Consider the following 25484-nt stretch of genomic DNA (forward strand, 5'->3'; position numbering starts at 1 on the left):
CTGACCATGAGCATGATGAAAGCAGCGGTGTTTATCGAGCCTGGGCGCATCGAGCTGGTGGACAAGCCCATTCCGCCCGTGGGGCCCAATGATGCGTTGGTGCGGATTACCACTACGACCATCTGCGGCACCGATGTGCACATCCTCAAGGGTGAGTACCCGGTAGCCAAGGGGCTGACCATCGGTCACGAGCCGGTTGGCATCATCGAGAAGCTGGGCAGCAACGTGCAGGGTTACCAGGAGGGGCAGCGGGTGATTGCCGGGGCCATCTACCCGAGTTTCAGCTCCTACGTCAGCCAGGACGGTTATTCCTCCCAGGATGGCGGCTGCAGCTGCCATGGCTACAAGCCCATGGGTGGCTGGCGTTTCGGCAATAGCATCGACGGCACCCAGGCCGAGTACGTACTGGTGCCGGACGCTCAGGGCAATCTGGCTCCGGTACCGGATGGTCTGACTGACGAGCAGGTGCTTATGTGCCCGGACATCATGTCCACCGGGTTTGCCGGTGCGGAGGCGGCCAATATCAAGATTGGTGATGTGGTGGCGGTGTTCGCCCAGGGGCCAATTGGCCTGTGCGCCACGGCCGGGGTCAAGCTGCGCGGGGCGAGCAGCATCATCGTGGTCGATGGCGTCGAGCAGCGTTTGCAGATCGCGCGCAAGATGGGTGCGGACGTCACGCTGAATTTCAATCAGGTCGATGTGGTCGAGGAGATCCTGCGTCTGACCGGGGGCCGTGGTGTGGATGCGGCCATCGAGGCATTGGGCCTGTAATCCACCTTCGAAAGCGCACTGCGGGTGCTCAAGCCGGGTGGCACGTTGTCCAGTCTTCAACGGATCTGCGGATTCCCCTGGCGGCGTTTCATGCCGGTTTGGGTGACCACAAGATCGTTACCTCACTGTGTCCGGGCGGCAAGGAACGCATGCGCCGGTTGATCAATGTGGTGGCCTCCGGGCGCGTCGATTTTGGCGCGCTGGTGACACACCAGTATTCGCTGGATGACATCGTCGCGGCCTATGATCTCTTTGCTCACCAGCGCGACGGCGTGCTCAAGGTGGCGATAAAACCCTTTCACTGGGGCCGATAGCGGCATGGCCAGGGAGGCGTAATGTGGCAACTGCATGGCTATCTGTTAGTGGTGGCGCTGCTGCTGGCAGGTTGCAGCACCCAGAGTGAGCGCAGTATTCAGGAGGTGGCTGGCAGTTGGTCGATTCGCCAGTTCAATGAAAGCAGTTTTGCCCTGGGCAAGAGCAGCCATTACCGGGTTTATCATCGCGGCCAACTGGTGCGTCTGGCGCCGCCGCTGGTAGAGCGGGAAACCAGTGAGCTGCTGGCGGTAGGTCACTTCAACCCTGGGGTGTTTCCCTATCCGGACCTGATCGTACTGGTGCATGACCGCTTTACCAATGCGCAAGGCTATGGCGATGCCAGGCTGCGGGCATTTCAGCTGATCTCCAAGCAGGACAGGTTCGAGATCGTGCCAGTCGAGATAGGCGCTGCCGGGTTTTAGTTGCGGCTGCTGGCCTGACTGAGCAATCCGCTAGCGATGGGGTTGGCTGCAGGTGTAAGCGGCTGGCTGGGTTTGTCCGGGAAGTGCAGGCTCTCGCGGCGACCGTGGCGCAGCAGGGTGACATGCTGGCGCTGCACACTCTCAAGGGTGACGCCTGGGGCGATGGTGGCGCCGACCATAAAACGCTCAGGGACCTGGCCATCTCTGCCGATGATGGCGCTGGAGCGGCTGCTTTGTGGGTGATTGAAGGCAGCCATCAAGGTCAGTTGCAGGGCGGTGGCCGGAGCCGGGCCGCTACTGTCGAGTAGAGGGACACCGAACAATATCGCCAACTGCTGCTGATCTATAACCGGTTGTACAGGGGCTTGCTGCACGGGCGTCAGGTTGATCGGGCTATGCAGTAAGCGCCAGAACGCCGCGCCCTGATAAGCCAGGCTGATACTGCCGGCCAGCAGAAGCAGCAGACACAAGCCGGTGATCAAGTGTTCCGAGATAACTGACTGGGCCGGTTGGCTGGGTTGCAACATAAAAATTCCTTAATGAAAAAGCCCATGGCTGCTAAGGCAGCCATGGGCTCGGGTACTACGGCTTCTTAAAGCTTGCCGATGCTGACGTTGTCGATAAACAACGACTGTCCGCGTTGCGTGCCAAGGATCAGCAGATCGGCGCGGCGCAGGGTGCCGGCTGGCAGCTGTACTTCATGCTGCAACTTGCTCCAGCTGCCACCACGGGTGGAGCGCTGGCCAAGTGGCAGGTACTGGCCACGGCCATTGCCATCTTCGACATACAGGTAGGCATAGGCGATGGCGCTGACCGCACTGCTACGACCAATACTCAGATCGGCCGAGACGCGATAGCGATTACCGGCCTGAACATTGCCGAGCAGGCTGACGCTTGCGCCAGAGCCCTCGTACTGACGCTGATAGGCTTCCAGAGCCTGGCGGCTGCCGTTGGCGAACGTGCTGGCGCGGGCGCTGCCATGGAAGCCAGACCAGCCGCCAATGCCGTTCTCGAAGTTCCAGCCGAACTGGGTCGGTGCCGGCGGAGTTGGTGGCGCAGCGGCTTGGACTTCCTGCAGCTCGACCTCATCGACCAGCAGGCTGCTGCCGCTGTCGCTCCAGATCGCCACATACAGATTGCGCACGTTGCTTGGGGCTGTGTAGGTGAAGGTTTTTTCCAGGCGGCTGAACTCGTTGCCGGTCACCGACAGGTTTGCTGTCTGCTCGGCGCTGTAAGTAAAGCGGCCGTCAGTGCTTTCCTGGAGGATCGCCACGCGTACGTTTTCACGGCTGTCGCGGGCCTTGAGCATGGCTTTGGCTTTCAGGCGATATTTCGCGCCGGTAGTCAGGCCGGTGACCGGTGTGGCCAGTACATCGAAGGCCTGTGCATCCATCTGCAGTGCGTTGTCGCGGCAGTTCAGTGCCACATTGACCAGGCTCAGCTGTGCCTGACCGAACAGTGCACGCCAGCCTTGGTTGCTGTTGAATTCGCCGTTGCTGACCAAACCCTTGAGTGCGGGTTTGCTGCACCAGGGCAGCTCGGCCGGTGGCGTGGTCGGGTTGCCGGTGCCGGGGTTGTTGGTGACTGGCACCTGGGTGGCGCGGAAAGCGGCGATCTGCGTGGCCATGACGTTCAGCGAGCGCACGGCATCGGAACGATCGGGCATGCCGCAAGGCTGGTTGGCGCAGTCGGCGTCATTTAGCCGTGGGTTGGAGAATACCGGCGCCTGACGGCGTGCGCCGAAGACCTGTGGGTAGGCCATGATGGTGCTGAACTGGCCCTGGACGCCGTAGCCACGGCTCCATTCGTGGGTGCCGTTGTGGCCGTTGGCGTTGTAGTAGCCTTCCTGCTGGTCCTGTTCGTAGGAGTGGCGCAGGCCCATATTGTGGCCAGCTTCATGGGCGAAGGTGCTGAGGCTGCAGTCGACACCGGTCAGGCCATAGGCCATTTCCTTGGCACCGCTGTTGAAACGATCGCTGTTCTTTGCGCCAGTACCCATCCAGGCGATACCGCAGACGCCATAACCCTGGCCCTGGGTGGTGCGGTTGATCAGCTGTACAACGTCGGCGCCGTATTGCTCACGCAGGCGTTTTACCTGGGCGTCATCAGTGAACTTGTTGAGGTTGGCACTGGACACATCGTAGTAGCTGGCCCAGTCAAGCAGCTGCTTGTGTACCAGGCGCAGGCGGATATTCACGCCGCTTTTGGCATAGGCCGTGTTGGTGTATTCGATATAGCTGGCGATGCGTGCGTCGATATCGCGGCCGTTAGGCAGGCTCTGCGCGTCTTTGGTGTAGAGCACCATGATGTCGACGGTTTGCGGGTTGGCCTGGGCGCTATGGGCGGTCAGGGCCAGTGCGAGGGCAGAGAGCCATTGCACTTTCTTCATATCAGCGTTCCTTGTGCGATTTGAGTAAGACGGTGATCAGCCCTGAGCGGGCGGTGGCAGCGGGGCCAGTTCTTTATGGTCGTAGTGCAGGTGGTCATTGGGATCGGCCCGCATTACCAGCTGGTTCTCATCGGTGATCACCGTCTTGCCGGTGGCGTTATCGATGATGATCGACAGGCTGCCGTCGAGCGTGGCGACGGTGATATGGGTCTCCAGCGCGCCCTTGACCAGGGTCATGCTTTCCATCTCATCACCATCGATCAGGCTGCCTTGCCATACGGCGCTGCCGGCGGTGTTGCGAGTTTCGCCGAGGGTGGCGCGGGTTGGGCTGCTACGCCCCGGCAGTGCCAGAGAAACCACCTGACCGACCGCCAGATTGCTGAGTTGCTGTGGGTCGACCTGGGTCAGGTGCTGGGTGATGCCGTTGCTCTCGGTTTCCTGCAGGGAGTCTGCATCCCAGAGCGTGGCCTGCGCGGCGCTGCTGGTGGCCACGGGCGGTTTGGCCTGCAGGGTAGAGACGCCGCTGGCGCCTTGGCTGGCTGCCTGGCTTGCGGGCGCGGCAGTGCTCTGGCTGGGGGCGGGTGATTTGCCGCTCTGGCTGTCATTCGATGCTGCTTGGGTTGGCTTTGGCTGCTCAAGGTCAGCCGAGAGCACGACCCCCAGGACGCCGCCGACAATGGCGGTGGCGACTGCGGCTGTGATCCAGCGTTTTGACATGCGACTGCTCCATTAGTCTGGGAAGTTGAAGCAGCGCAGTCTAGGTAGAGCCTTGGCGGTTATTCGCTATGCAGTTCACAGGCAGAGGGTATGGGCAGTGCCAGCTTGTTTAATTTGAACGCTGGTCTCATATGCAGGGTGTGCCACGTCTCGTTGGAAATGGGGCACAGTTCCATGCAGCCCGGTTATGCCGTTGCTGCGCGCTGCAGCAACGGCTCTGTGCTTACTCGGGCTGGGCTTTGGCGCCGCGTTTGGGCAGTTGTTCGGGCAGGGCAGCGAGGGCTTTGAGCGCCATTTCGCGGCTCGGGTAACTGCCATAGAGCACGACGTAGCGGGTTTCTCCGCCCTGCTCGCGTTCGGCCAGGCGCAGCGGTTGTTTGGGGTGGCGCTCAAGCAGAGCCTGCATAAATTCGCGGTTACTGCCTTCAACCAGCTGGATGGTGTGGCGGCGCGCTGCAATCTTGGGTTTGCTTTCGCCGCCACGGCCATTGCCGAGGGTGGCGGGGTCGACAGGTTTGGGGGTCTCGATCAGGGTCTTGCTCGGTTTTGCCGGGATGGCTCTGGCCGGCTGGCGCAGGTCGGTTGCGGGTGCCTCAATGCCCTGGTCGAACAAGGCATGGGCTTGCTGCGGCAAGTGGTCGTAACCATTGGCCTGGCCGAGCAGGCGCAGGTCGCGGTATTTACCCAGGCTCAGGTTGGCCAGGCCGACACCGTCGCGCGCCACGGTGGGGCGCAGGAACACCATCAGGTTGCGCTTCTGCCGGGCTTCGCGGGTTGAGCGGAACAGTCGGCCGACTCCGGGAATGTCACCGAGCAGCGGCACCTTGCTCTCGCTGCTGGTGATGTCGTCCTGAATCAGGCCGCCGAGCACGATTACCTGGCCGTCATCGGCCAGCACGGTGCTCTTGATCGAGCGCTTGTTGGTCACCAGGTCAACGGCCTGGGCATTCAGCCCGGTGCTCGGGGCAATGGAGGAGATTTCCTGCTCGATCACCAGACGCAGGGTGGCGCCTTCATTGATATGCGGGGTGACCTTGAGGGTGACGCCAATATCCTTGCGTTCGATGGTGGTGAAGGGGTTGCTCGAACCCGCGGCATCGGTGGTGTAGGAACCGGTCTGGAACGGTACGTTCTGCCCGACCAGAATCTCGGCGGCCTGGTTGTCCAGGGTCAGCAGGGTTGGGGTAGAGAGCAGGTTGCTTTTACCGTTCGACGACAGCGCGGTGATCAGCGCACCGAAGTTGTCGTTGCCGACGCCGAAAATCGCCCCGTTGGGCAGCGCCGCAGCCAGTTCGCCGGGTTTTTCGCTGGCGATGGCACCGAGCAGAGTGCCGACCGATAGGCCGGTGTTACTGAAGTTGACACCGCCCAGGCCGCCGCCGCTGCGGCCATCGATGGCCCACTGCACGCCGAGGGCGTCATTGATGTCGCCGGACATCTCGACGATGGCCGCCTCTACCAGCACCTGAGCGCGGGGGATATCCAGCTGGCGGACCAGATCCTCGAACATATTGACGATATCGGCCTCGGCCATGATGACGATGGCATTGAGGCTCTCGTCGGCGCGGATCATCAGCTTCAGTGGTGCAGCGTTTTCGCTGCCCTGGCTTTGGCTCAGGTTGTCGCCGAAGTCACCGAGGGTCTTCGCCATCTCCTTGGCATCGCCATGGCGCAAACGGATAACCCGGGTATTGGTCGAGCGCGAGCTGGGCGTGTCGAGGCTCTGCGCCAGCTTCAACAGGCGCGCGCGGGCATCGCTGGGGCCGAGCAGCAGCAGACGGTTGGCGCGGGTATCGGCAATCACCTGGGCACCGCTGGCCTGGGCGTTTTTCAGCGAACTGTTGATCACCGCTGCCAGCTCATGAACCCAGGCATGGCGCAGGTCATAGACGCTGAAATCGTCCTGGTTCTGGCTGTCCAGCTGGCGGATGATCTCGTCGATGCGGGCGATATTGGCCGGGGTGTCGCTGATGATCAGGCTGTTGGAGGAGGGCACGGCGGCCAGATGGCCATGGTTAGCGACCAGCGGGCGAATCAGCGGCAGCAGGTCGTTGGCGGCGCCGTGTTGTACCTGCAGTACACGCGTTTCCAGGTTGCCGTTGCTGCCGGCGGTGGTCTTGGCCTCGCTACTGGGAATGATGCTCAGCTGATTGCCCTGAGGCATCACGGCGAAACCATGGGTGCTCATCACCGAGAGGAACAGCTTGTAGACCTCGGCGATATTCATCGGCTGCTGGGCAATCACCGTGACCTGACCTTTTACCCGCGGGTCGATGATAAAGGTCTGCCCGCTGATGCTGGATATCTGCTCGATAAAGTCGCGAATTTCCGCACTCTGCATATTGATCGTCCAGCTGTCCTCGCTCTGTGCAGGCACTTCGGTCGACGCATTGGCCTGGCTGGCGATGCTCAGCAACAGGGCGGTGTGCAGCAGTAGCAGGCGGAGAAGTGGGCGCAGGGCAGACGTGATCATGGCTAGGGCATCAGTAGGTGTGGCCGTAATGCACTGCCGCAGCCGACGCAAGGTCGGACAAAAAAGGCTGGAGGCGCTGTTTGAATGAGAGAAAACGGCTGCAACCAGCACTGCGAGCAGTGTTGGGGGCGCAAGGCTAATGAAAAAAATCGGCAGTTGTTGAGGCGTGATGGCGATCTGCGATGATCGTCACAGTCGGTCGGCAATTTGTTGCCAGGGCGTGATGGGCGTCAGTTGGCGATTACGCCTGCAAGCGGGAGCCCCTGGTCAGGCTCCCGATCAGTTCGCCAGCAGCCTAGCTGCGGTCGGCGAGGATGCCGATGATAAAGAACACCAGAATCAGCACCGGAGCCAGGGTGAAGTTGTTGAAGAAGCCCAGGCCCTTGGCCAGGTAAGGCGTGGCGAAGACGATCAGCAGGCCGTAGCCCACGGCGCAGAGCAGCATGAAGATCAGCGTGCGCAAGATAAAGTTCATGCTACTGGTATTGCGCTGCACCCAGGCATTGATGCCAGGGCCGAACAGCACCAGCAGGGTGGCCATGATTGCCAGGGAAATATCGTAAAGGTGGCTACGGCTCCAGCGCGACAGGGTGACGATCAGGTCGAGTAGCAGGTCCATCCGGTTTCCTTAGCCGTGGCGGCGTGTACGTCAGGGTAGAAAATACTGCAGCAGGTCGTTGAGAAACAGCTGGCCTTCGCGGGTGGCGCACAGGCGTGTCGGATCGCTGTGCAGCAGGCCGCGTTTTTGCGCCTCGATGCGCGCGGCGGCGAGCTGGCTGAGCGGCAGGCCGGTGCGCTGAGTGAACAATTCGCTGGCGACGCCGTCCGTGAGGCGCAGCACATTCATCAGAAATTCGAAGGGCAGCTCATCGGCGCCAAGGACGCGCTCGCCGGCGCTGAAGCGCTTGCTGGTGTCGAGGTAGTCCTTGGGCAGACGGGTTTTCCAGCTACGGCTGATGCGCCCGTCCGGCTGGCTGAGTTTGGCGTGGGCGCCGGCGCCGATGCCGAGAAAGTCGCCGAAGGTCCAGTAGTTCAGGTTGTGCCGCGCCGCCTTGCCAGGCTGGGCGTAGGCCGACACTTCGTACTGCGCGTAACCTTCAGCGGCCAGCAGAGCCTGTCCGGCTTCCTGAATGTCCCAGAGAATATCGTCTTCCGGCACTTCGGGCGGCTGGTTCCAGAACACCGTGTTCGGCTCCACCGTCAGCTGATACCAGGACAGGTGCGTCGGCCCCTGGGCAATGGCGGTACGCAGGTCGCTCAGGGCGTCCTCTATGGACTGGTTCGGCAGGCCGTGCATCAGGTCCAGGTTGAAATTATCGAAGCCGGCAGCGCGGGCCATATCGGCGGCGTGCACGGCTTCATCGCCGTCGTGGATGCGCCCCAGGGCGATCAGCTTGGGTGCCTGGAAACTCTGCACACCGATCGACAAACGATTGATGCCCAGGCGACGGTAGTCCTTGAACTTGGCCTGCTCGAAGGTGCCGGGGTTGGCTTCCAGGGTGATCTCGATATCGGCGGCAAACGGCACACGCCGCTCCACGCCTTCAAGCAGACGGCCGAGGGCCTTGGCCGAAAACAGGCTGGGGGTGCCGCCACCAAAGAAGATCGAGCTCAGCGGGCGGTTATGCACCTGCGTCAGATCGGCATCCAGATCCGCCAGCAGAGCGTCGACATACGCTTCTTCCGGCAGGTTGGGCCCGGCGGTGTGGGAGTTGAAGTCGCAATACGGGCACTTCTTCACGCACCAGGGGATGTGCACATAGAGTGCAAGTGGCGGCAGCGCGAAGCCGCCGCCGGACGCCATGGTCATGCCAGGCCCAGCCGCTGTTTCAGCAGGGCCATGGCGCGGGCGCGGTGGCTGATCTGGTTTTTCTCGGCAGCCGGCAGCTCGGCGCTGGAGCACTCGCGCTCGGGCACCCAGAACAGCGGGTCATAGCCGAAGCCTTCCATGCCTTGTGCGGCGTGCAGAATGCGCCCGTGCCAGAGGCCTTCGCAGATGATTGGCAGCGGGTCGTCGGCATGCCGCACCAGCGCCAGGCAGCAGACGAACTGAGCGCCGCGCTCGGCGTCCGGCACATCTTTCAGGGCGTCGAGCAGTTTGGTGTTGTTCGCCGCGTCACCCTGGCCATCGGCATAGCGCGCCGAGTAGATGCCCGGTGCCCCGCCGAGAAAATCCACTGCCAGGCCCGAGTCGTCGGCCAGCGCCGGCAGGCCGGACAATCGGGCGGCATTACGTGCCTTGAGAATGGCATTCTCGATAAATGACAGGCCGGTTTCTTCCGGCTCGACCATCGAGAATTCGCCGACTGAGCGCACGCGTACGCTGCTGCCGAGCATGGCTTGCAGCTCCTTGAGTTTGCCGGCGTTATGACTGGCGAGTACAAGCTCGTTGAAGTGCATCATTCGTCTGGGAAGAATTCCTGGTTGAAGTCGAAACTGTGCGCCACGCCATCGGCCGCGCGAACGTTGATGGTGAAACGCAGCATTTCACGCTGGCTGAAGTTGAATTGCGCCAGGTAATAAATGGCCTCACCTTCGTTGACCTGCTTGAAGGTCAGCGGCTGGCTGCGGCCGACCAGATCCTTCACTTCGCCACTGACGCTGGCGCTGCTGGCCTTGCCGGCCTTGAGCACGGAAATGTTCACCACGCCCTGGGTCTTGCTGCGCACCAGGCCGTTGGCGGCGGCGATGTCCGGTTGCAGAAAGCCGGAGTTAAAGGCGATGTAGTGCACGTCGAGATCGCCGAAGCTCTGCTTGCGTTCAGCCAGCGCCGGCAGGCTCAGGCACAGGGCGATAAACAGTAGTGCGATGCGACGCATAAGGGTTCTCCTAGTAGCTAATCGTGCAGTGCAGCCGCCTAGTTGGCGATCTGCACGTCTTCGGCCGTAGGCCCGCTGATCCGGTAAATGCCGATTTCACCTAACAGATTAGGCCAGATTCGACTGGCCCAGCCGTGCCGGTGGTCGCGGTCCACGGCCAGGCGATCCATGACTTTTGCGCCCTGATCGTGGCACAACTTTTCGAAGTCTTCGAAGGTGCAGAAGTGGATGTTTGGCGTGTTGAACCAGGTGTACGGGAGGAAATCCGACACCGGCATGCGGCCCTTGGTGGTGAGGTACCAGCGGCAGTGCCAGTGGCCGAAGTTGGGGAAGGTGATGATGCAGCTCTTGCCGACCCGCAGCATCTCCGCCAGCACCTTGTCCGGGTAATGCAGGGCTTGCAGCGACTGGGTCATGACCACCACATCGAAGCTGTTGCTGGCGAAGTTGCCCAGCCCCTGGTCGAGGTTCTGCTCAATCACGTTGACGCCCTTGCTGACGCACTGGGCGATATTGTCCGCATCGATTTCCAGGCCGTAGCCGGACACCTGCTTGTGTTCAGCCAGCCAGGCGAGCAACTCGCCATTGCCGCACCCCAGGTCGAGTACACGACTGCCGGCGGGAATCCACTCTTGGATGATTTCGAGATCCGCGCGCATGACTACACCTTGATCCGTTTCATATAGCTGTCGAATGCCTGCAGGTAACGCGGGATTGGCATCAGGAAGGCGTCGTGGCCCTGGGGCGCATCGATTTCCAGGTAGCAGACGTTTTTCCGCGCAGCGGTCAGTGCATCGACGATTTCCCGTGAACGTGCCGGCGAGAAGCGCCAGTCGGTGGTGAAAGACATCACGCAGAAGTCGGCGCTGACGTGGGCCAGGGTCTTGGCCAGGTCGCCGTCGAAGGCCGCTGCCGGATCGAAGTAGTCCAGCGCCTTGGTCATCAGCAGGTAGGTGTTGGCGTCAAAGCGCCCGGAGAACTCTTCGCCCTGATAGCGCAGGTAGCTTTCCACCTGAAACTCGACGCTGTGGAAGTCGTAGTTGAGCTTTTCGCTTTTCAGGCCACGGCCGAATTTCTCGCCCATGGCGTCATCCGACAGGTAGGTGATGTGGCCGACCATGCGCGCCAGCATCAGCCCGCGCTTGGGGATCACACCCTGCTCCTGAAAGTGTCCGCCGTGGAATTGCGGGTCAGTCAGGATCGCCTGGCGCGCCACTTCGTTGAAGGCGATGTTCTGCGCCGACAGCTTGGGGGCCGAAGCAATCGCCAGGCAGTGACGCACGCGCTCGGGGTAGCTGATGGTCCACTGCATGGCCTGCATACCGCCCAGGCTGCCACCGATCACTGCGGCCCACTGCTGGATGCCGAGGTTGTCGGCCAGCCGCGCCTGGCTGTGCACCCAGTCTTCCACGGTCATCACCGGGAAGTCTGCGCCGAAGGGTTTGCCGGTAGCCGGGTTGACGCTGCTGGGGCCGGTGGAGCCGTTGCAGCCGCCGAGGTTGTTCAGGCTGACGACGAAGAACTTGTTGGTGTCGATGGGTTTGCCGGGGCCGATGCAGCTGTCCCACCAACCCGGCTTGCGGTCTTCCACGCTGTGATAGCCGGCGGCATGGTGATGGCCGGACAGGGCGTGGCAGATCAGCACGGCGTTGCTCGCCGTGGCATTCAGCTCGCCATAGGTTTCGAAGATCAGTTGGTAGTCGGCCAGGCTGCGTCCACAGGCGAGCGCCAACGGCTCGGCGAAGTGCATCACTTGGGGCGTAACCAAGCCAACAGAGTCTTGAGGAAAGGCAGTCGACATCAACCCTGCTCGCAATATAGGAAGAGCCGCAGTCTAAAGAGCACCGCCCCAGGCGGCAAGCGCATGGGGCGGCTGGGGTGCGGCGGGTGTTGCGGCGCTGAAGTCTAGGGTTATTCGCCGATGCTGTGCGGGCGCGCAGCCCCAGGCAGGTTTACCACCTTGCCCTGGCGCTGCACCGGGGCAGGACGGCGCAGAATGCGCAGCATGTCGTTGGCCTGCGCCAGTTGCTGCTCCAGTTCGCCGCTGTAGCGTGCCAGTTGCTGGCCGCGCTGGCGCGACTGCTGGGTTTCCTGAGCCAGGGCCTTGAGCCGCAGCATATGGGTTTCCAGTAGCTGCTTATGTTCCAGGGTGTGCTGCATCAGTGGCATTAGCGCATCGCTGGCCCACTGTTCGGCTTCCTGGCGCATGCGCTGGTGCAGGCCGATTACTTCCTGCACCAGGGTGGCGAAGAAGCGTCTGGTCAGGCTGCGCTGTTCGGTCAGCAAGGTTTTCAGCTGCAGGCGGAACTGGTCGGCCTTGGTCTGCTGCTGCTTGAGCTCACGCAGGTAGCGATTGACGTTGAACTGCGGTGCGTCGACGCCGTGCAGCGGGTTCTCTTCGTTGTGCCGACGGTAGATGGCCGCAACCATCTTGTTGGCCATATCGGCTTCCTGCGCCAGGTTGTGCAGATCCTGCTCCACGCTGCGGAAGAAATGCAGGATGGCCTGGTTGATACCCAGAGTGGTCCAGCTGCCGGTGAGGTTCCTGCGCACCTTGTTCAGGTGTTCGTCCAGGCGCTCGCTGCGCGAGGCATGGCGCAGCAGGTCACCCTGACGCTTGAGCAGGCGCTGGTTGGTTTTCAGGCCCAGCAGGCGTTTGTGATGCTGGCTGTGGTCTTCCTTGGTCTTGGCGGTCAGCTCGAAGAGCATCTGGCCGTTGTCGTGCTGGTGGTTGCTCAGCAGCGCCTGCTGTTCGTTGACCTTTTCCAGGCGCAGGTTGAGCACGTGCTGGCTGTTCTGCAGCAGGCCCAGTACCTGATTGACCACGCGGTCTTCGAGCAGGCGTTCCTTCTGCGCGATGATGCGCTCGCAGAGCAGGTTTTCCAGGTTGCTCATCTGGCTGCGGGCTAGCAGTTCGGTGTCCTTGCGCACCTTGGCCAGCATTGCCTGTTTGGCCGACAGTGGCAGCACATCCTCGACGCGGATGCCCAGTTGGCGTGCGGTGCTGGTCTGGATCTGGCGGATGGCATTCTGCACAAAGGCTTCGCCGGCCAGGTCATCCCACAGCACATCGATCTTGTTCAGCACGGCGAACAGGCTGGTCTGGGTGTCTTCGTCGAGCTGGCGGATATGTTGCTGCCACACGGCCATGTCGCTGGCGGTCACGCCGGTGTCGGCGGACAGCAGGAAGATGATCGCCTGCGCGCTGGGCAGCATCGACAGGGTCAGCTCCGGCTCGCTGCCGAGGGCATTCAGGCCCGGGGTGTCGAGGATGCGCAGGCCCTGGCGCAGCAACGGGTGGTCGAAGTTGACCATGGCGTGACGCCAGGCCGGTACCAGCACTTCGCCGGGTTTATTGGTGCTTTCCAGCATGTCCGGGTGGAAGCCCAGGGCAATTGCCTGTTCGACCGGCATGGGTTTGGTGCGCGCGACCTGGACAAAAGCCTGGACCATATTGTCCGGGTCGCTGAGATCCAGCGGGATATTTACCCAGTGCCGTGGAATACGTTTGAACTGCGCCACGCTGGCCTCGGACACACGGGTCTCGATCGGCAGCAGGCGAATATAGGAGCGCTCCGAACGTGGGTCGAAGAACAGCTCGGTCGGACACATGGTGGTGCGTCCGGCCTGGGACGGCAGCATGCGTTGGCCGTAAGAAGAGAAGAACAGGCTGTTGATCAGCTCGGTCTTGCCGCGCGAGAACTCACCGACAAAGGCCAGGGTGATGTGATCCGTGCGCAGCAGCTTCAGCGCGCGTTCAAGCTTGGCTTCCACGGCCTCAGAGTTCAACCGATTGGTCACCAGCCAGCTGCGATAGCGGGTGATTTCGCGCATCAGCTCGCGCTTCCAGGTGACGTAAGCATCGACCTGCTGACTGAGACGTTCCATGCTCATCCTGGGCTTTCCTCCGGTTGGCGCATCCATTGTGGGGCGACTGGGGCTATACGGCACCCAGGTTGAGTCGGGCACACATTGAACGATGCCGCGCAGCAAGCTGACGCGGCAGGTAACGCTTTAAAGCCTGTGGAATTACGCCAGATCCGCGACGTTCGTGGATTGACCTGCTTGGCATTATGCGGGTCGCAGCTATGGCGTCAATTGCATGTCGTCGTACGCCCGCCTTATGGTCGGTCAGGGTGACCGAGCGGTCAGTGCAAGTTCGTCGGGCAGCCGTTGCGGTTGCTTGATGCGCACGCGCTTTTGCCGGCTTTGCAGGCCGCTTTCCAGGCTGACCTGGCTCTTGCTGACGGCGAAGACGCTGGCCAGAAAGGCCAGCAGCTGGGCATTGGCCTTGCCATCCACGGGCGGCGCGGTGAGGCGGATTTTCAGCCGATCACCGTGCAGCCCGGCGAACTCATCCTTGCTCGCCTTGGGCTGCAGGTGGCACTCGAGAATCAGATCGGTGCCGTCCCAGCGAAAGTGGCTCATCCGGCGCGCGGTCAGATCGCCAGGCTGAGGCCTTTGTCCATGCCGGTCATGATCGCCAAATTGCGGATCACCAGCATGTCGATCAGATTGAGGATCAGGAACGCCACGATTGGCGACAGATCCAGCCCGCCCATGCTCGGCAGGATGCGGCGGATCGGCGACAGCAGTGGCTCGCAGATCTGGTTGATCAGCATGGCGGTGGGGTTATGGCTGCCCTGGGCGACCCAGGACAGAATCACGCTGATGATCAGGGCAAAGAAGAACACCTTGAGGAACAGCGCGGTGACGCCAATGATCGACCACACCAGCAGCTGCAGCGGGTTGTCCAGGCCATAACCGAGCAGCATCAGGGTCAGCGCCATCAGCACCAGCTGCACCACGATGGCCAGCACCAGCGAGGCCAGGTCGAGCCCGGCCAGACTGGGGATGATCTTGCGCAGCGGTTTCAGCAGCGGGTGAGTGGCGCGCACGATGAACTGGCTGACCGGGTTGTAGAAGTCTGCCCGCACCAATTGCAGGATAAAGCGCAGCAGCACGATCAGCAGGTACAGGCTGCCAATGGTCTGCAGGATATAAACGGCGGCGGTGTTGAGTCCGATCATTTTCGTTCCTTATTGACCGAGTTGTTCGGCCAGCTCGGCAGAGCGGTGGGCGGCGGCATTCAGGGCTTTTTCGACCAGAGCTTCGAAGCCGTCGGCCTGGAAAGTCTTGATCGCCGCTTCGGTGGTGCCGGCCGGTGAGGTTACACGGCGGCGCAGCTCGCTAGCGTCGACATCGCTGGCTACGGCCATACGGGCAGCGCCGAGGGCGGTGTGCAGGGTCAGCTGGGCAGCGGTCTCGCGTGGCAGGCCGAGTTTTTCGCCAGCGGCGGTCATGGCTTCGATTAGCAGGAAGAAGTACGCCGGGCCGCTGCCGGAGACGGCGGTGACGGCATCGATCTGCGTTTCCTGATCCAGCCACAGCGCCAGGCCGACGGCGCTGAGCAGCTGTTCAGCCTGCTGGCGCTGGGCCGGCGAAACCTGAGCATTGGCATACAGACCGCTGACGCCCTGGCGCAACAGTGCCGGCGTGTTGGGCATGCAGCGCACAATCGCACGCGGACCAAGCCAGCTTTCCAGGCTGGCGCAGCTGATGCCGGCGGCAATCGACACCACCAGCTGCTGCTCGCCGATATGCGTGGCGAGATCCAGGCAGACTTCTTTCATCACCTGCGGCTTGATCGACAGCACGACCACGTCCGCACCCTGAATCGCCTCGGCATTGCTGGCAAAGGTTTCGATGCCGTGCTCGGCGCTGATCTTGCTGCGCTGTTCGGCACCGCGGTCGCTGGCGCGAATGGTGCTGGCGTCAATGCCCTGGGCACGCAGGCCGCCGATCAGGCTGGCGGCCATATTGCCGGCACCGATAAAGGCAATGCGGGGAGTGGTCATAACGGGCTTCCTTAATAAGGCTGAAGGCAAACTCAATCAATTACTGCTGTAGTCGCGCGCGCCGAACAAGGCGGTACCGATGCGTACCCAGGTTGCGCCTTCGGCAATCGCCGCTTCCAGGTCATGGCTCATGCCCATGGACAAGGTGTCGAGGTCCAGGTTCAGATCCTGCTGCAGCTCGCGCAGGCGGGCGAAGGCTGCGCGTTGCTCGCTGGGGTCATCGGTGGGCTCGGGGATTGTCATCAATCCGCGCAGGCGCAGGTTGGGCAGTTGTGTAACCGCTTGTGCCAGGGCCGGCAGCTCGTCCGGGTTGCAGCCCGACTTGCTGGCCTCGCCGCTGACATTCACCTGTAGGCAGATATTCAACGGCGGTAGATGCGCCGGACGTTGATCAGACAGGCGCTGGGCGATTTTCAGGCGGTCCACCGAATGCACCCAGGCAAAGTGCTCAGCGATGGGTTTGGTCTTGTTCGATTGGATCGGGCCGATAAAGTGCCAGGTCAGCGGCAGGTCGCTCAATTCGGCCTGCTTTTCCAGGGCTTCCTGCAGGTAGTTCTCACCGAAGTTGCGGGTGCCGGCGGCAAATGCCTGGCGAATCGCCGCAGCGGGTTTGGTTTTGCTTACCGCGAGCAGGCCAACAGTCGCACAATCTCGCTGCGAGGCTTGCGCCGCCTCACGGATGCGCACTCCGACCTTTGCAATATTCTCTGCTATCGTGGACATTACTTGCGCCCGCCGCCTGGGTTTCGCGGCATTCTACCTGCTTGTCTGTCATTAGGGAGTCCCATGGATATCACTGAATTGCTGGCCTTCAGCGCCAAGCAAGGTGCATCGGACCTGCATCTCTCCGCTGGCCTGCCTCCGATGATTCGGGTCGACGGTGATGTTCGCCGGATCAATCTGCCTGCGCTGGACCATAAACAGGTGCACGCACTGATTTACGACATCATGAACGACAAGCAGCGCAAGGATTTCGAGGAATTCCTCGAGACCGACTTCTCCTTTGAAGTCCCCGGCGTGGCGCGTTTCCGGGTTAACGCCTTCAACCAGAACCGCGGTTCTGGTGCGGTATTCCGGACCATTCCGTCGAAAGTACTGAGTATGGAAGACCTCGGTATGGGCGAGATCTTCCGCAAGATTTCCGATGTACCGCGGGGTCTGGTGCTAGTGACCGGGCCGACCGGTTCGGGCAAGTCGACCACCCTGGCGGCAATGCTCGACTATATAAACAGCAACAAGTATCACCACATCCTCACCGTCGAGGACCCGATTGAGTTCGTGCACGAGTCGAAGAAGTGCCTGATCAACCAACGGGAAGTGCACCGTGACACTCTCGGCTTCACCGAAGCCCTGCGCTCGGCGCTGCGCGAAGACCCGGACATCATCCTGGTCGGTGAGATGCGTGACCTGGAAACCATCCGCCTGGCTCTGACCGCAGCGGAAACCGGTCACCTGGTGTTCGGCACCCTGCACACCACCTCGGCGGCCAAGACCATCGACCGCGTGGTCGACGTATTCCCAGCCGAAGAGAAGTCCATGGTTCGCTCCATGCTCTCCGAATCTCTGCAATCGGTGATCTCGCAGACCCTGCTGAAGAAGATCGGCGGCGGTCGTGTGGCGGCCCATGAAATCATGATCGGCACCCCAGCCATTCGTAACCTGATCCGCGAGGACAAGGTGGCGCAGATGTACTCTGCAATCCAGACCGGTGGCTCGCTGGGCATGCAGACCCTGGATTCCTGCCTGAAAACTCTGGTGAGCAAGGGCATTGTCAGTCGCGAAGCGGCTCGCGAGAAAGCCAAGACGCCAGAAAATTTCTAAATCGACAGTATCCGGCAGGCAATTGCCTGTCGGGTTCAGCCTAGCGGCAATACACGCGCCTGCCGCTGGCCTTGCATAACCGCGTGATGCACATGGGCGAACAACGATGGAATTCGAAAAACTGCTGCGCCTGATGGTGGAAAAGGGCGGCTCCGACCTGTTTATTACCGCTGGCGTACCGCCGTCGATGAAGGTCAACGGCAAGATCATGCCGATCACCAAGACGCCCATGTCGCCGGAGCAGACCCGGGAAACCGTGCATTCGGTAATGAACGAGCAGCAGCGCCGCGATTTTGCCGAAAACCACGAATGCAACTTCGCCATCAGCGCCCGTGGTGTCGGTCGTTTCCGCGTCAGTGCCTTCTACCAGCGCAACCTGGCCGGCATGGTGTTGCGCCGCATCGAGACCAATATCCCGACGCTGGACGAGCTGAAGCTGCCGGAAGTACTGAAGAAACTTGCCCTGACCAAACGCGGTCTGGTGCTGTTCGTCGGTGCGACCGGTACCGGTAAGTCGACTTCCCTGGCGGCGATGATCGGCTACCGCAACAAGAACAGCAGCGGCCACATCATCTCCATCGAAGACCCGATCGAATATATCCACCAGCACCAGAGCTGCATCGTCACCCAGCGTGAAGTGGGCATCGACACCGAGTCCTTCGAAGTGGCGCTGAAGAACACCCTGCGCCAGGCGCCGGACGTGATTCTGATCGGTGAGGTGCGTACCCGCGAGACCATGGACCACGCCGTGGCCTTCGCCGAAACCGGTCACCTGTGCCTGGCTACGCTGCACGCCAACAACGCCAACCAGGCGCTGGACCGCATCATCAACTTCTTCCCGGCGGATCGGCAGAACCAGGTGTGGATGGACCTGTCGCTCAACCTCAAGGCCATCGTCGCCCAGCAACTGATTCCGACTCCCGACGGCAAGGGGCGTCGCGCCGTAATCGAAGTGCTGATCAACACCCCGCTGGCCGCTGACCTGATCCGCAAGGGCGAGGTGCACGAGCTCAAGGCGCTGATGAAACGCTCCACCGAGCAGGGCATGCAGACCTTCGACCAGGCGCTGTACAACCTCTACAGCCAGGGCGAAATCACTTACGAAGACGCGCTGCTGTATGCGGATTCAGCCAACGACCTGCGTCTGATGATCAAGCTTGGTTCGGAAACCGATGGCGACCACCTGAGCAGCATGGCCCAGGGGCTGTCGCTGGAAATCAGCGACGAAGAGCCGGGTCGGCGCTTCCGCTGACGTCCGGCGCTTGCGCGCCAGCGCGGCGAATGCGTTTGCCGCCCTGGCGCGAAACCGTTTCCGCTTGGCCATCGCGTTGCGCGCCAGCGCGGGCCTGACTCATCAGCTGTGGGATTAGCGGACCTTCCGGCAGGTTTTTCCAGAATCGCACGGGTATGCTGGTTTCCAGAGCGCTGCGATTCAGGCGCGCGGGATTGAAGGTGCTGCCGTAATAGGCCAGCCACAGTGCTTCTCCCTCATCCTCGGGCGCTTGCGCCAGGCGTTGCCACTCACTCGGGCAAGGCCGCTGGTAGTGCAGGCGCTGGCCATCCCAATACACGCCGTCATCCGGTGTGGCAATCAGCCAGGTACTGCGCCCCAGGCGTTCGGCGAAGTGTCCGCTGGCACTGGCCAGAATGTCGTGGGCGGGCTCATACCAGGCCACCAGTTGTGGCCCTTCGGCGCTTTCCGGTCGCGGATGAAAGCGCAGAAAGGCATGCAGATGATGGGCCTCGCGGCCTATCGCCTTGAGCCGTTTATGTAGCTGGCTGCCGTCAATGTCCCCGGGCAGCATGGCGGCGCGATCGCCCTGAGCGACGCGCCAGAGAACCCGATAGAGCAGGCTCCAGCGATCCTCGACGCGAAAGCGTGCGGCGTTCTGCAGCAGTTCCAGCAGCTGCTTGGGGATACGCAGTGGCGGTGCCGCTGCTGGTGGGCTGCTGGGTGGCGGACTGTGATCGAACAGTCCGCCATTGTCGCCGTCAGTCAGCCAGGTGATCTGATGTGGTGGCAGGCCTTGCTGCAACAGGCTTCTGGCGACCTCACGCCAGCCGGCAAAGCTGCCATCGAATTGCACGCTGTGCATTACCACAGCGCCATCTGTGCGGGCGTTTCACTGAGTTGCTGACGCAGCAGCAGGGATTCGCAGCTGGCCTGCAGGGGGCGATAGTCCTGGGTGACGATAAAGGGCTTGGCCTTTTCCAGGGCGCAGCGCAGGCGCGTCAGGTCGTCGAAACGAATGCGTTTCTGCCGGCGCAGAGCGACCAGCCGCTTGGCGCTGAGCACACCGATACCCGGCACGCGGGCGATCATGGCGGGGTCGGCGCGATTGAGGTCAACGGGGAAGTGCTCACGGTTGTTCAGCGCCCAGGCCAGTTTCGGATCGATGTCCAGGGCCAGGTTGCCGGGGCCGCTGAGCAACTCCCCCACCTCGAAGCCGTAGCCGCGCAGGAGAAAATCGGCCTGATACAGGCGGTGCTCGCGTAGCAAGGGCGGCGCTTCAAAGGGCACGGTATTCGGGCTCTTCGGGATTGGGCTGAACGCCGAATAATACACCCGGCGCAGGCGGTAGTTGCCGTAGAGCGAGGCGGCGGTGTGCAGAATGGTGCTGTCATCGGTGGCGTCGGCGCCGATGATCATCTGTGTGCTCTGGCCGGCGGGAGCGAAGCGTGGCGCCCGTAGCTCTGCGCGCGCCTCGCTCTCGCCCTGGTGGATCGAGTGCATGGCCTGCTTGATGGTGCGCACCTGCTTTTCAGGGGCCAGACGGATCAGGCTGCTTTCGGTGGGCAGCTCGATATTCACACTGAGGCGGTCGGCATAACGCCCGGCTTCGGCGATCAGCAGCGGGTCGGCATCGGGAATGGTCTTGAGGTGGATATAGCCACGGAACTCATGCTCTTCACGCAGCAGCTTGGCCACACGAATCAGCTGCTCCATGGTGTAGTCGGCCGAGCGGATAATCCCCGAGCTGAGAAACAGCCCGCTGATGCAATTGCGCTTGTAAAAGTCCAGGGTCAGGGCCACCACTTCTTCCGGGGTAAAGCGCGCACGTGGCACGTCGCTGGAACGGCGGTTGACGCAGTACTGGCAGTCATACAGGCAGAAGTTGGTCAGCAGGATCTTCAGCAACGCCACGCAGCGCCCATCCGGGGTAAAGCTGTGGCAGATGCCCATGCCGTTGGTCGAGCCGATGCCGCTCTTGCCCTTGGAGCTGCGGTTGGGCGCGCCGCTGCTGGCGCAGGAAGCGTCGTACTTGGCGGCGTCGGCGAGTACGGTGAGTTTTTCGATCAGTTGCATGGTGTTGCCTGCTTAACTGGTTATTCATACAGTATTTAGCAATCTTTAGCAGGCATCAAGCGTTGGGATGACTGAACGTGTCGCGGATTTCCCCAGGCGGCGAACCTTACGTAGAGTGTGGCGTCAAAGCGTTATCAGCCATCAGGAGGCACACCTATGCAGCGACAGGACACGCACAGCAAATTTATCGGTTACCTGCTGTGGATTTTCGGTTTTCTCGGCGCGCACCGTTTCTATTACGGCAAACCGGTGACCGGAACCATCTGGTTCTTCACCTTCGGCCTGCTGTTTATTGGCTGGATCGTCGACCTGTTTCTGATCCCGGCTATGGATCGCGAAGCCGATCTACGCTTTACCGCCGGCGATACCGATTACAACGTGGCCTGGATCCTGCTGACCTTCCTCGGCATCTTCGGGGTGCATCGTATGTATCAGGGCAAGTGGATTACCGGGATCATCTACCTGTTTACCGGCGGTCTGTTTCTGCTCGGCGTGCTCTATGACTTCTGGACGCTGAACACCCAGGTGTCGATCAAGAACGCTGAGCGCGCCTGAACCTCAAACATAAAAAAGCCCGCCTATTGGCGGGCTTTTTGTGCTCTGCCATCCATGGAGAGCACCCAGCGGGCCGTCGCTGCGCGACGTCAAAAATCGCTCCCGGCGATTCTTTATGCGGCGATGAGTCAGGCTCTGTAACTGATATGCCCATCCACCAGGGTGTAACGAACTGCGCCCGGCAGGTAGTGGCCGATAAACGGGCAGTTGGCCCCTTTCGAATACCAGGCTTCACCGGCCAGGGTCGAGGCCTGCGGGTCAAACAGCAGCAGGTCGGCGGGTGCGCCCACGCTCAGTTTGCCGGCGGGCAGGCGCAGCGCTTGCGCTGGGCCGGCACTCAGGCGAGCGAGCAGGGTGGGCAGGTCGAGCAGGCCGTCCTGCACCAGGCTCATGGCCAGCGGCAGCAGTAGTTGTACGCTGCTGATACCCGGTTCGGTGGCACCAAAGGGCGCCAGTTTGGCGTCGCGCTCATGCGGCTGATGGTGGCTGGAGATGGCTGAGATCACTCCGCTTTTCACTGCGGCACGCAGACCGTCGCGGTCGGCTGCAGTGCGCAGCGGTGGCTGCACGTGGTACAGGCTGGAGAAATCGCTCAGTGCCTCATCGGTGAGGATCAGCTGATACAGCGCTACATCGGCGGTGACTGGCAGGCCACGGGTTTGGGCGTCGGCGATCAGCTGGGCGCCACGGGCGCTGGTCAGTTGGCTAAAATGCGCGCGCACGCCGGTCTGCTCGACCAGCAACAGGTCGCGAGCCAGGGCCACCGTCTCGGCCGTTTCGGGAATGCCCGGCAGGCCGAGGAAGCTCGCCGTTGCACCTTCGTGGGCCAGGCCGCCCTCGGCCAGGTCATGGTCCTGGGAGTGGAAGATCACCGTCAGGTCGAAAGTCGCAGCATATTCCAGAGCGCGGCGCAGGGTGCGATTGTTACGGAAGCTGTTCAGGCCGTTGCCGAAAGCCACGCAACCGGCGTCGCGCAGCGCGACCAGTTCGGCCAGCTGCTCGCCTTCCAGGCCTTTGCTCAGGGCGCCAATCGGGAACACCTTGGTGTGTCCGGCCTCGCGGGCGCGGTCGAGAATCAGCTCGGCCACCGCCGGTGTGTCCAGCACTGGTTTGGTAAACGGTGGGCAGCACAGGCTGGTCACGCCGCCGGCCGCGGCCGCCAGGGTTTCCGTGGCGATGCTGCCTTTACGGCTGTAACCCGGCTCGCGCAGGGCAACGTTAAGGTCGACCAGTCCGGGCGCTGCAACCAGGCCCTGGGCCTCGATGCTCTGCTCGGCGACGAAGTCGGCGGGTGCCTGGCCGATGGCGATGATTTTGCCGCCTTCGATGTACAGATCAGCCTGCTGATCGAAGCCGCTATTGGGGTCGATTACCCGGGCTCCGAGGATACGCATACGCATCAGTTCTGCTCCTCGGCATCTTGATTGAGTTGGCGCTGCGCGGTCTGTCCGCTCATGGCCATGGACAGCACGGCCATGCGGATGGCGATGCCGTAGGTGACCTGGTTGAGAATCACCGACTGCGGGCCGTCGGCCACTGCCGACTCGATCTCTACGCCACGGTTGATCGGGCCCGGATGCATCACCAGGGCATCCGGTTTGGCCAGTTTCAGGCGTTCTACGGTGAGGCCGAACAGGCGGTAGAACTCGCCTTCGCTCGGCAGCAGGCCGCCGGTCATGCGTTCACGCTGCAGGCGCAGCATGATCACCACGTCGACGTCCTTGAGGCCGGCGGCGAGGTCGCTGTAAACGGTCACGCCGTATTGCTCGATGCCGACAGGCAGCAGGGTTTTTGGCGCAATTACGCGGATATCCGGGCAGCCGAGGGTTTTCAGCGCGAGCATATTCGAGCGTGCCACTCGCGAATGGAGGATATCGCCGACGATCGCCACCGAAAGGTTCTCGAAGCTGCCTTTATGCCGGCGAATCGTCAGCATATCGAGCATACCTTGGGTCGGGTGTGCGTGACGGCCGTCGCCGCCATTGATGATCGCCAGGTTCGGGCACACATGCTCGGCAATAAAGTGCGCGGCACCGGAGTCGGCATGCCGCACGACGAAGATGTCGGCAGCCATGGCTTCGAGGTTGCGCAGGGTGTCGAACAGCGTCTCGCCCTTGCTGGTTGAGCTGGTAGATACGTTAAGGCTGATCACGTCGGCCGATAGGCGCTGGGCCGCCAGCTCGAAGGTGGTGCGGGTGCGCGTGGAGTTCTCGAAGAACACGTTGCACACGGTCTTGCCGCGCAGCAGCGGGACTTTCTTCACCGCGCGGGCGCCGACTTCGAGGAAGGAGTCAGCGGTATCGAGGATTTCCGTCAGCAACTCGCGCGGCAGGCCGTCGAGGGACAGGAAGTGGCGCAGTTGGCCTTGGTCATTCAGCTGCAGCGGGCGCTTGGCGGCTATGGTCGTCATCTGGCGAGTCTCAGTTGGCAAGCGTCTGGAGTTCGAGGGTCAGCGGCGTGGGGCCGGACAATTTTACCCGTTGGTCACCGTCCAGCGACAGGGTCGCGCCGACCACATCCGGGCGCACCGGCAGCTCGCGGGCATTCAGGTCAAGCAGGCTGACCAGGGTTACGCTGGCCGGGCGGCCGTAATCGAACAGTTCGTTGAGGGCGGCGCGGATGGTGCGGCCGCTCATCAGCACGTCGTCGATCAGCACCAGGTGCTGGCCTTCGATCTCGAACGGCAGCTCGGAGGGTTGCACCTGCGGGTGTAGGCCGTTCTGGGTGAAGTCGTCACGGTAGAAGGACACATCGAGAATGCCCAGTGCGTCGTCGCGGCCCAGGGCTTCCAGCAGCGCTTGGGCGACCCAGACGCCGCCAGTGCGGATGCCGATAAAGCGCGGTTCGCTGATCTGCCGCTGATTCAGGTGGCTGGTCAGGGCGGCGGCCATTTGCGGTAGCAGTTCGGCTGGGTTGGGTAAGCTCATGGCAACACTCCAGATGCAATCTCAGTGGGGCTTAGTCCAGGCAATTTTCTTCAAGCCAACCTTGTAGGAGTAAGGCTGCGGCCAGCGCATCGACCGGGCGTTCGCGGTAGCCGCTGTTCTGCCCCTGCTGCAGGCGCTGGCCCTTGGCCTCGTAGGTAGTCAGGCGTTCGTCGTGGGTGTGCACGGGCAGGTTGAAGCGGCCGTTAAGGCGGCGGGCAAATTTCTCGGCACGGTCGCTCATTTCGCTTTTCGTGCCGTCCATGTTCAGTGGCAGGCCCACGACGATGGCGTCCGGCTGCCATTCCTTGATCAGCGCTTCGACCTTCTGCCAATCCGGCACGCCGTTTTGCGCCTTGAGGATGCACAGCTCGCGGGCCTGGCCGGTGATGACCTGGCCGACCGCAACGCCGATCTGTTTACTGCCGTAATCGAAGCCCAGCAGCAGGCGCAGCGGTTTTGTATTCGCCTCGGCCATCAGGCGTGCCCGGCTTGTGAGGTAAGCAAACTGAGATTGACGCCCAGGCGCGCGGCGGCGGCGTTCAGGCGCTGGTCGAAGGGCAGGTCGAAAAGGATGGCGTTGTCGGCCGGGCAGGTCAGCCAGGCGTTGTCGGCCAGTTCGGCTTCCAGCTGCCCAGCCTCCCAGCCGGCATAACCGAGGGTGATCAGGTATTTCTCCGGGCCGGTGCCGTCGGCGATGGCGAACAGCACGTCCTGCGATGTCGACAGACCCAGCTCGCCCAGCTCCAGGGTTGCCTGAAATTGCGGGCCGCTGGGGTGTAGAACAAAGCCACGATCAGTCTGTACTGGCCCGCCGGTAAAGATCGGCAGGCTCTGGCACAGCACTGGCGGCTCGTCGTCCGGGCGCAGCTGTTCGAGTACGTCAGCCAGGTTAAGGCCGTTGGGCTTGTTGATCACTAGGCCCATGGCGCCAAACTCGTTATGGTCGATCAGGTAGGTGACGGTCTGCGCGAAATGCGGATCGGCCATGTGCGGCATGGCAATCAGGAAGTGGTGCTTGAGGTAGCTGGGGCTGGCGTCTTTCATGGGCGTTAGTTTCAGGCTTCAGGCCATTGGCTTCAAGCGCTGCGCTTGTTGCGGCCGGTAAAAGTC

General features: G+C 62.0%; 26 protein-coding genes and 1 pseudogene. 5 read left to right on the plus strand and 22 right to left on the minus strand.

Annotated elements, in window-relative coordinates; translation table 11 throughout:
• The first annotated feature begins 6 nt into the window (after positions 1-6).
• Positions 7-1085, plus strand: a pseudogene (locus tag ACIN8IBEIGE_RS00120) (NAD(P)-dependent alcohol dehydrogenase).
• Between the two features lie 21 nt (positions 1086-1106).
• A complete protein-coding gene (locus ACIN8IBEIGE_RS00125) occupies positions 1107-1508 on the plus strand; it encodes a hypothetical protein (protein WP_160012866.1) in 402 nt (133 codons plus the stop codon).
• On the opposite strand, the gene ACIN8IBEIGE_RS00130 is transcribed toward ACIN8IBEIGE_RS00125, so the two are convergent.
• From ACIN8IBEIGE_RS00130 to ACIN8IBEIGE_RS00200, 15 genes are all read right to left on the minus strand, one after another.
• The gene (locus ACIN8IBEIGE_RS00130; RefSeq protein ID WP_160012867.1) at positions 1505-2035 is read right to left on the minus strand and encodes a type II secretion system protein N; all 531 of its coding nucleotides are present in this window, start codon (positions 2033-2035) and stop codon (positions 1505-1507) included. The genes ACIN8IBEIGE_RS00125 and ACIN8IBEIGE_RS00130 overlap by 4 nt on opposite strands.
• Before the next feature lie 65 nt (positions 2036-2100).
• Complete coding sequence (locus ACIN8IBEIGE_RS00135; protein ID WP_160012868.1) at positions 2101-3897, minus strand: zinc-dependent metalloprotease family protein; 1797 nt, start codon at positions 3895-3897, stop codon at positions 2101-2103.
• A gap of 36 nt (positions 3898-3933) precedes the next feature.
• On the minus strand, positions 3934-4614 hold the full coding sequence (locus tag ACIN8IBEIGE_RS00140) for a hypothetical protein (RefSeq protein ID WP_160012869.1): 681 nt from the start codon (positions 4612-4614) through the stop codon (positions 3934-3936).
• 223 nt (positions 4615-4837) lie between these two features.
• Entirely contained in the window at positions 4838-7087 is a 2250-nt protein-coding gene (gene gspD / locus ACIN8IBEIGE_RS00145) for a type II secretion system secretin GspD (protein ID WP_160012870.1), read from the minus strand.
• 295 nt (positions 7088-7382) lie between these two features.
• Positions 7383-7706: a DUF3392 domain-containing protein gene (locus tag ACIN8IBEIGE_RS00150; protein WP_160012871.1), complete on the minus strand. Its 324-nt coding sequence runs from the start codon at positions 7704-7706 to the stop codon at positions 7383-7385.
• Between the two features lie 30 nt (positions 7707-7736).
• Positions 7737-8891 (minus strand): radical SAM family heme chaperone HemW, encoded by a 1155-nt coding sequence (gene hemW / locus ACIN8IBEIGE_RS00155; protein ID WP_178124378.1) that lies wholly within the window; start codon positions 8889-8891, stop codon positions 7737-7739.
• A 2-nt stretch (positions 8892-8893) separates the two neighbouring features.
• Positions 8894-9490 carry an RdgB/HAM1 family non-canonical purine NTP pyrophosphatase gene (gene rdgB, locus ACIN8IBEIGE_RS00160; RefSeq protein WP_160012873.1) on the minus strand — a complete coding sequence of 199 codons (597 nt, stop codon included), beginning with the start codon at positions 9488-9490 and terminating at the stop codon, positions 8894-8896.
• Positions 9487-9906 (minus strand): DUF4426 domain-containing protein, encoded by a 420-nt coding sequence (locus tag ACIN8IBEIGE_RS00165; RefSeq protein WP_160012874.1) that lies wholly within the window; start codon positions 9904-9906, stop codon positions 9487-9489. The genes rdgB and ACIN8IBEIGE_RS00165 overlap by 4 nt, the downstream gene beginning before the upstream one ends.
• Before the next feature lie 38 nt (positions 9907-9944).
• Entirely contained in the window at positions 9945-10565 is a 621-nt protein-coding gene (metW, locus tag ACIN8IBEIGE_RS00170; RefSeq protein WP_090380352.1) for a methionine biosynthesis protein MetW, read from the minus strand.
• 2 nt (positions 10566-10567) lie between these two features.
• Positions 10568-11707, minus strand: coding sequence for a homoserine O-acetyltransferase (locus ACIN8IBEIGE_RS00175; protein ID WP_160012875.1), 1140 nt, complete (start codon positions 11705-11707; stop codon positions 10568-10570).
• Between the two features lie 110 nt (positions 11708-11817).
• Positions 11818-13800 (minus strand): dynamin-like GTPase family protein, encoded by a 1983-nt coding sequence (locus tag ACIN8IBEIGE_RS00180; protein WP_160012876.1) that lies wholly within the window; start codon positions 13798-13800, stop codon positions 11818-11820.
• 237 nt (positions 13801-14037) lie between these two features.
• Complete coding sequence (locus ACIN8IBEIGE_RS00185; protein WP_160012877.1) at positions 14038-14334, minus strand: DUF167 domain-containing protein; 297 nt, start codon at positions 14332-14334, stop codon at positions 14038-14040.
• 11 nt (positions 14335-14345) lie between these two features.
• On the minus strand, positions 14346-14936 hold the full coding sequence (locus tag ACIN8IBEIGE_RS00190; protein WP_160012878.1) for a YggT family protein: 591 nt from the start codon (positions 14934-14936) through the stop codon (positions 14346-14348).
• Between the two features lie 9 nt (positions 14937-14945).
• Positions 14946-15764, minus strand: coding sequence for a pyrroline-5-carboxylate reductase (proC, locus tag ACIN8IBEIGE_RS00195; protein ID WP_160012879.1), 819 nt, complete (start codon positions 15762-15764; stop codon positions 14946-14948).
• A 36-nt stretch (positions 15765-15800) separates the two neighbouring features.
• Positions 15801-16487, minus strand: coding sequence for a YggS family pyridoxal phosphate-dependent enzyme (locus ACIN8IBEIGE_RS00200; RefSeq protein ID WP_160012880.1), 687 nt, complete (start codon positions 16485-16487; stop codon positions 15801-15803).
• Between the two features lie 63 nt (positions 16488-16550).
• Between ACIN8IBEIGE_RS00200 and ACIN8IBEIGE_RS00205 the strand changes: the two genes are divergently transcribed.
• Together ACIN8IBEIGE_RS00205 and ACIN8IBEIGE_RS00210 are read left to right on the plus strand one after the other, a co-directional pair.
• Positions 16551-17585 carry a type IV pilus twitching motility protein PilT gene (locus tag ACIN8IBEIGE_RS00205; RefSeq protein WP_160012881.1) on the plus strand — a complete coding sequence of 345 codons (1035 nt, stop codon included), beginning with the start codon at positions 16551-16553 and terminating at the stop codon, positions 17583-17585.
• A 106-nt stretch (positions 17586-17691) separates the two neighbouring features.
• Positions 17692-18837 carry a PilT/PilU family type 4a pilus ATPase gene (locus ACIN8IBEIGE_RS00210; protein ID WP_160012882.1) on the plus strand — a complete coding sequence of 382 codons (1146 nt, stop codon included), beginning with the start codon at positions 17692-17694 and terminating at the stop codon, positions 18835-18837.
• Here ACIN8IBEIGE_RS00210 and ACIN8IBEIGE_RS00215 read toward each other — a convergent pair.
• Both ACIN8IBEIGE_RS00215 and ACIN8IBEIGE_RS00220 read right to left on the minus strand, forming a co-directional pair.
• Positions 18803-19681 (minus strand): TIGR03915 family putative DNA repair protein, encoded by an 879-nt coding sequence (locus tag ACIN8IBEIGE_RS00215; protein ID WP_160012883.1) that lies wholly within the window; start codon positions 19679-19681, stop codon positions 18803-18805. The genes ACIN8IBEIGE_RS00210 and ACIN8IBEIGE_RS00215 overlap by 35 nt on opposite strands.
• Complete coding sequence (locus tag ACIN8IBEIGE_RS00220; RefSeq protein WP_160012884.1) at positions 19681-20892, minus strand: putative DNA modification/repair radical SAM protein; 1212 nt, start codon at positions 20890-20892, stop codon at positions 19681-19683. The genes ACIN8IBEIGE_RS00215 and ACIN8IBEIGE_RS00220 overlap by 1 nt, the downstream gene beginning before the upstream one ends.
• A 156-nt stretch (positions 20893-21048) precedes the next feature.
• Here ACIN8IBEIGE_RS00220 and ACIN8IBEIGE_RS00225 point away from each other — a divergent pair, with 156 nt between their 5' ends.
• Positions 21049-21447, plus strand: a complete 399-nt coding sequence (locus ACIN8IBEIGE_RS00225; RefSeq protein WP_160012885.1) for a TM2 domain-containing protein — start codon at positions 21049-21051, stop codon at positions 21445-21447.
• A 128-nt stretch (positions 21448-21575) separates the two neighbouring features.
• Here the strand turns inward: ACIN8IBEIGE_RS00225 and ACIN8IBEIGE_RS00230 are convergent, their stop codons facing one another.
• Genes ACIN8IBEIGE_RS00230 through ACIN8IBEIGE_RS00250 form a run of 5 tightly spaced genes read right to left on the minus strand, consistent with a single transcriptional unit; the run spans position 21576 to position 25418 of the window.
• Entirely contained in the window at positions 21576-22847 is a 1272-nt protein-coding gene (locus tag ACIN8IBEIGE_RS00230) for a dihydroorotase (RefSeq protein WP_160012886.1), read from the minus strand.
• Positions 22847-23857, minus strand: a complete 1011-nt coding sequence (locus tag ACIN8IBEIGE_RS00235; protein ID WP_160012887.1) for an aspartate carbamoyltransferase catalytic subunit — start codon at positions 23855-23857, stop codon at positions 22847-22849. Before ACIN8IBEIGE_RS00235 ends, ACIN8IBEIGE_RS00230 begins: the two co-directional genes overlap by 1 nt.
• A gap of 10 nt (positions 23858-23867) precedes the next feature.
• Positions 23868-24374, minus strand: a complete 507-nt coding sequence (gene pyrR / locus ACIN8IBEIGE_RS00240; protein WP_160012888.1) for a bifunctional pyr operon transcriptional regulator/uracil phosphoribosyltransferase PyrR — start codon at positions 24372-24374, stop codon at positions 23868-23870.
• Positions 24375-24405: 31 nt separating this feature from the next.
• On the minus strand, positions 24406-24849 hold the full coding sequence (gene ruvX, locus ACIN8IBEIGE_RS00245) for a Holliday junction resolvase RuvX (protein ID WP_160012889.1): 444 nt from the start codon (positions 24847-24849) through the stop codon (positions 24406-24408).
• Positions 24849-25418: a YqgE/AlgH family protein gene (locus ACIN8IBEIGE_RS00250; RefSeq protein ID WP_160012890.1), complete on the minus strand. Its 570-nt coding sequence runs from the start codon at positions 25416-25418 to the stop codon at positions 24849-24851. Before ACIN8IBEIGE_RS00250 ends, ruvX begins: the two co-directional genes overlap by 1 nt.
• Positions 25419-25484: the final 66 nt, after the last annotated feature.

The organism is Pseudomonas sp. 8BK (genome assembly GCF_902506475.1).
Taxonomy (GTDB): domain Bacteria; phylum Pseudomonadota; class Gammaproteobacteria; order Pseudomonadales; family Pseudomonadaceae; genus Aquipseudomonas; species Aquipseudomonas anguilliseptica.

Bases quoted from the DNA above. Each gene is read 5' to 3' on its own strand.
- ACIN8IBEIGE_RS00125 (WP_160012866.1), top strand. From the start codon at position 1,107: ATGTGGCAACTGCATGGCTATCTGTTAGTGGTGGCGCTGCTGCTGGCA.
- ACIN8IBEIGE_RS00130 (WP_160012867.1), bottom strand. From the start codon at position 2,035: ATGTTGCAACCCAGCCAACCGGCCCAGTCAGTTATCTCGGAACACTTG.
- ACIN8IBEIGE_RS00135 (WP_160012868.1), bottom strand. From the start codon at position 3,897: ATGAAGAAAGTGCAATGGCTCTCTGCCCTCGCACTGGCCCTGACCGCC.
- ACIN8IBEIGE_RS00140 (WP_160012869.1), bottom strand. From the start codon at position 4,614: ATGTCAAAACGCTGGATCACAGCCGCAGTCGCCACCGCCATTGTCGGC.
- gspD (WP_160012870.1), bottom strand. From the start codon at position 7,087: ATGATCACGTCTGCCCTGCGCCCACTTCTCCGCCTGCTACTGCTGCAC.
- ACIN8IBEIGE_RS00150 (WP_160012871.1), bottom strand. From the start codon at position 7,706: ATGGACCTGCTACTCGACCTGATCGTCACCCTGTCGCGCTGGAGCCGT.
- hemW (WP_178124378.1), bottom strand. From the start codon at position 8,891: ATGGCGTCCGGCGGCGGCTTCGCGCTGCCGCCACTTGCACTCTATGTG.
- rdgB (WP_160012873.1), bottom strand. From the start codon at position 9,490: ATGATGCACTTCAACGAGCTTGTACTCGCCAGTCATAACGCCGGCAAA.
- ACIN8IBEIGE_RS00165 (WP_160012874.1), bottom strand. From the start codon at position 9,906: ATGCGTCGCATCGCACTACTGTTTATCGCCCTGTGCCTGAGCCTGCCG.
- metW (WP_090380352.1), bottom strand. From the start codon at position 10,565: ATGCGCGCGGATCTCGAAATCATCCAAGAGTGGATTCCCGCCGGCAGT.
- ACIN8IBEIGE_RS00175 (WP_160012875.1), bottom strand. From the start codon at position 11,707: ATGTCGACTGCCTTTCCTCAAGACTCTGTTGGCTTGGTTACGCCCCAA.
- ACIN8IBEIGE_RS00180 (WP_160012876.1), bottom strand. From the start codon at position 13,800: ATGAGCATGGAACGTCTCAGTCAGCAGGTCGATGCTTACGTCACCTGG.
- ACIN8IBEIGE_RS00185 (WP_160012877.1), bottom strand. From the start codon at position 14,334: ATGAGCCACTTTCGCTGGGACGGCACCGATCTGATTCTCGAGTGCCAC.
- ACIN8IBEIGE_RS00190 (WP_160012878.1), bottom strand. From the start codon at position 14,936: ATGATCGGACTCAACACCGCCGCCGTTTATATCCTGCAGACCATTGGC.
- proC (WP_160012879.1), bottom strand. From the start codon at position 15,764: ATGACCACTCCCCGCATTGCCTTTATCGGTGCCGGCAATATGGCCGCC.
- ACIN8IBEIGE_RS00200 (WP_160012880.1), bottom strand. From the start codon at position 16,487: ATGTCCACGATAGCAGAGAATATTGCAAAGGTCGGAGTGCGCATCCGT.
- ACIN8IBEIGE_RS00205 (WP_160012881.1), top strand. From the start codon at position 16,551: ATGGATATCACTGAATTGCTGGCCTTCAGCGCCAAGCAAGGTGCATCG.
- ACIN8IBEIGE_RS00210 (WP_160012882.1), top strand. From the start codon at position 17,692: ATGGAATTCGAAAAACTGCTGCGCCTGATGGTGGAAAAGGGCGGCTCC.
- ACIN8IBEIGE_RS00215 (WP_160012883.1), bottom strand. From the start codon at position 19,681: ATGCACAGCGTGCAATTCGATGGCAGCTTTGCCGGCTGGCGTGAGGTC.
- ACIN8IBEIGE_RS00220 (WP_160012884.1), bottom strand. From the start codon at position 20,892: ATGCAACTGATCGAAAAACTCACCGTACTCGCCGACGCCGCCAAGTAC.
- ACIN8IBEIGE_RS00225 (WP_160012885.1), top strand. From the start codon at position 21,049: ATGCAGCGACAGGACACGCACAGCAAATTTATCGGTTACCTGCTGTGG.
- ACIN8IBEIGE_RS00230 (WP_160012886.1), bottom strand. From the start codon at position 22,847: ATGCGTATGCGTATCCTCGGAGCCCGGGTAATCGACCCCAATAGCGGC.
- ACIN8IBEIGE_RS00235 (WP_160012887.1), bottom strand. From the start codon at position 23,857: ATGACGACCATAGCCGCCAAGCGCCCGCTGCAGCTGAATGACCAAGGC.
- pyrR (WP_160012888.1), bottom strand. From the start codon at position 24,374: ATGAGCTTACCCAACCCAGCCGAACTGCTACCGCAAATGGCCGCCGCC.
- ruvX (WP_160012889.1), bottom strand. From the start codon at position 24,849: ATGGCCGAGGCGAATACAAAACCGCTGCGCCTGCTGCTGGGCTTCGAT.
- ACIN8IBEIGE_RS00250 (WP_160012890.1), bottom strand. From the start codon at position 25,418: ATGAAAGACGCCAGCCCCAGCTACCTCAAGCACCACTTCCTGATTGCC.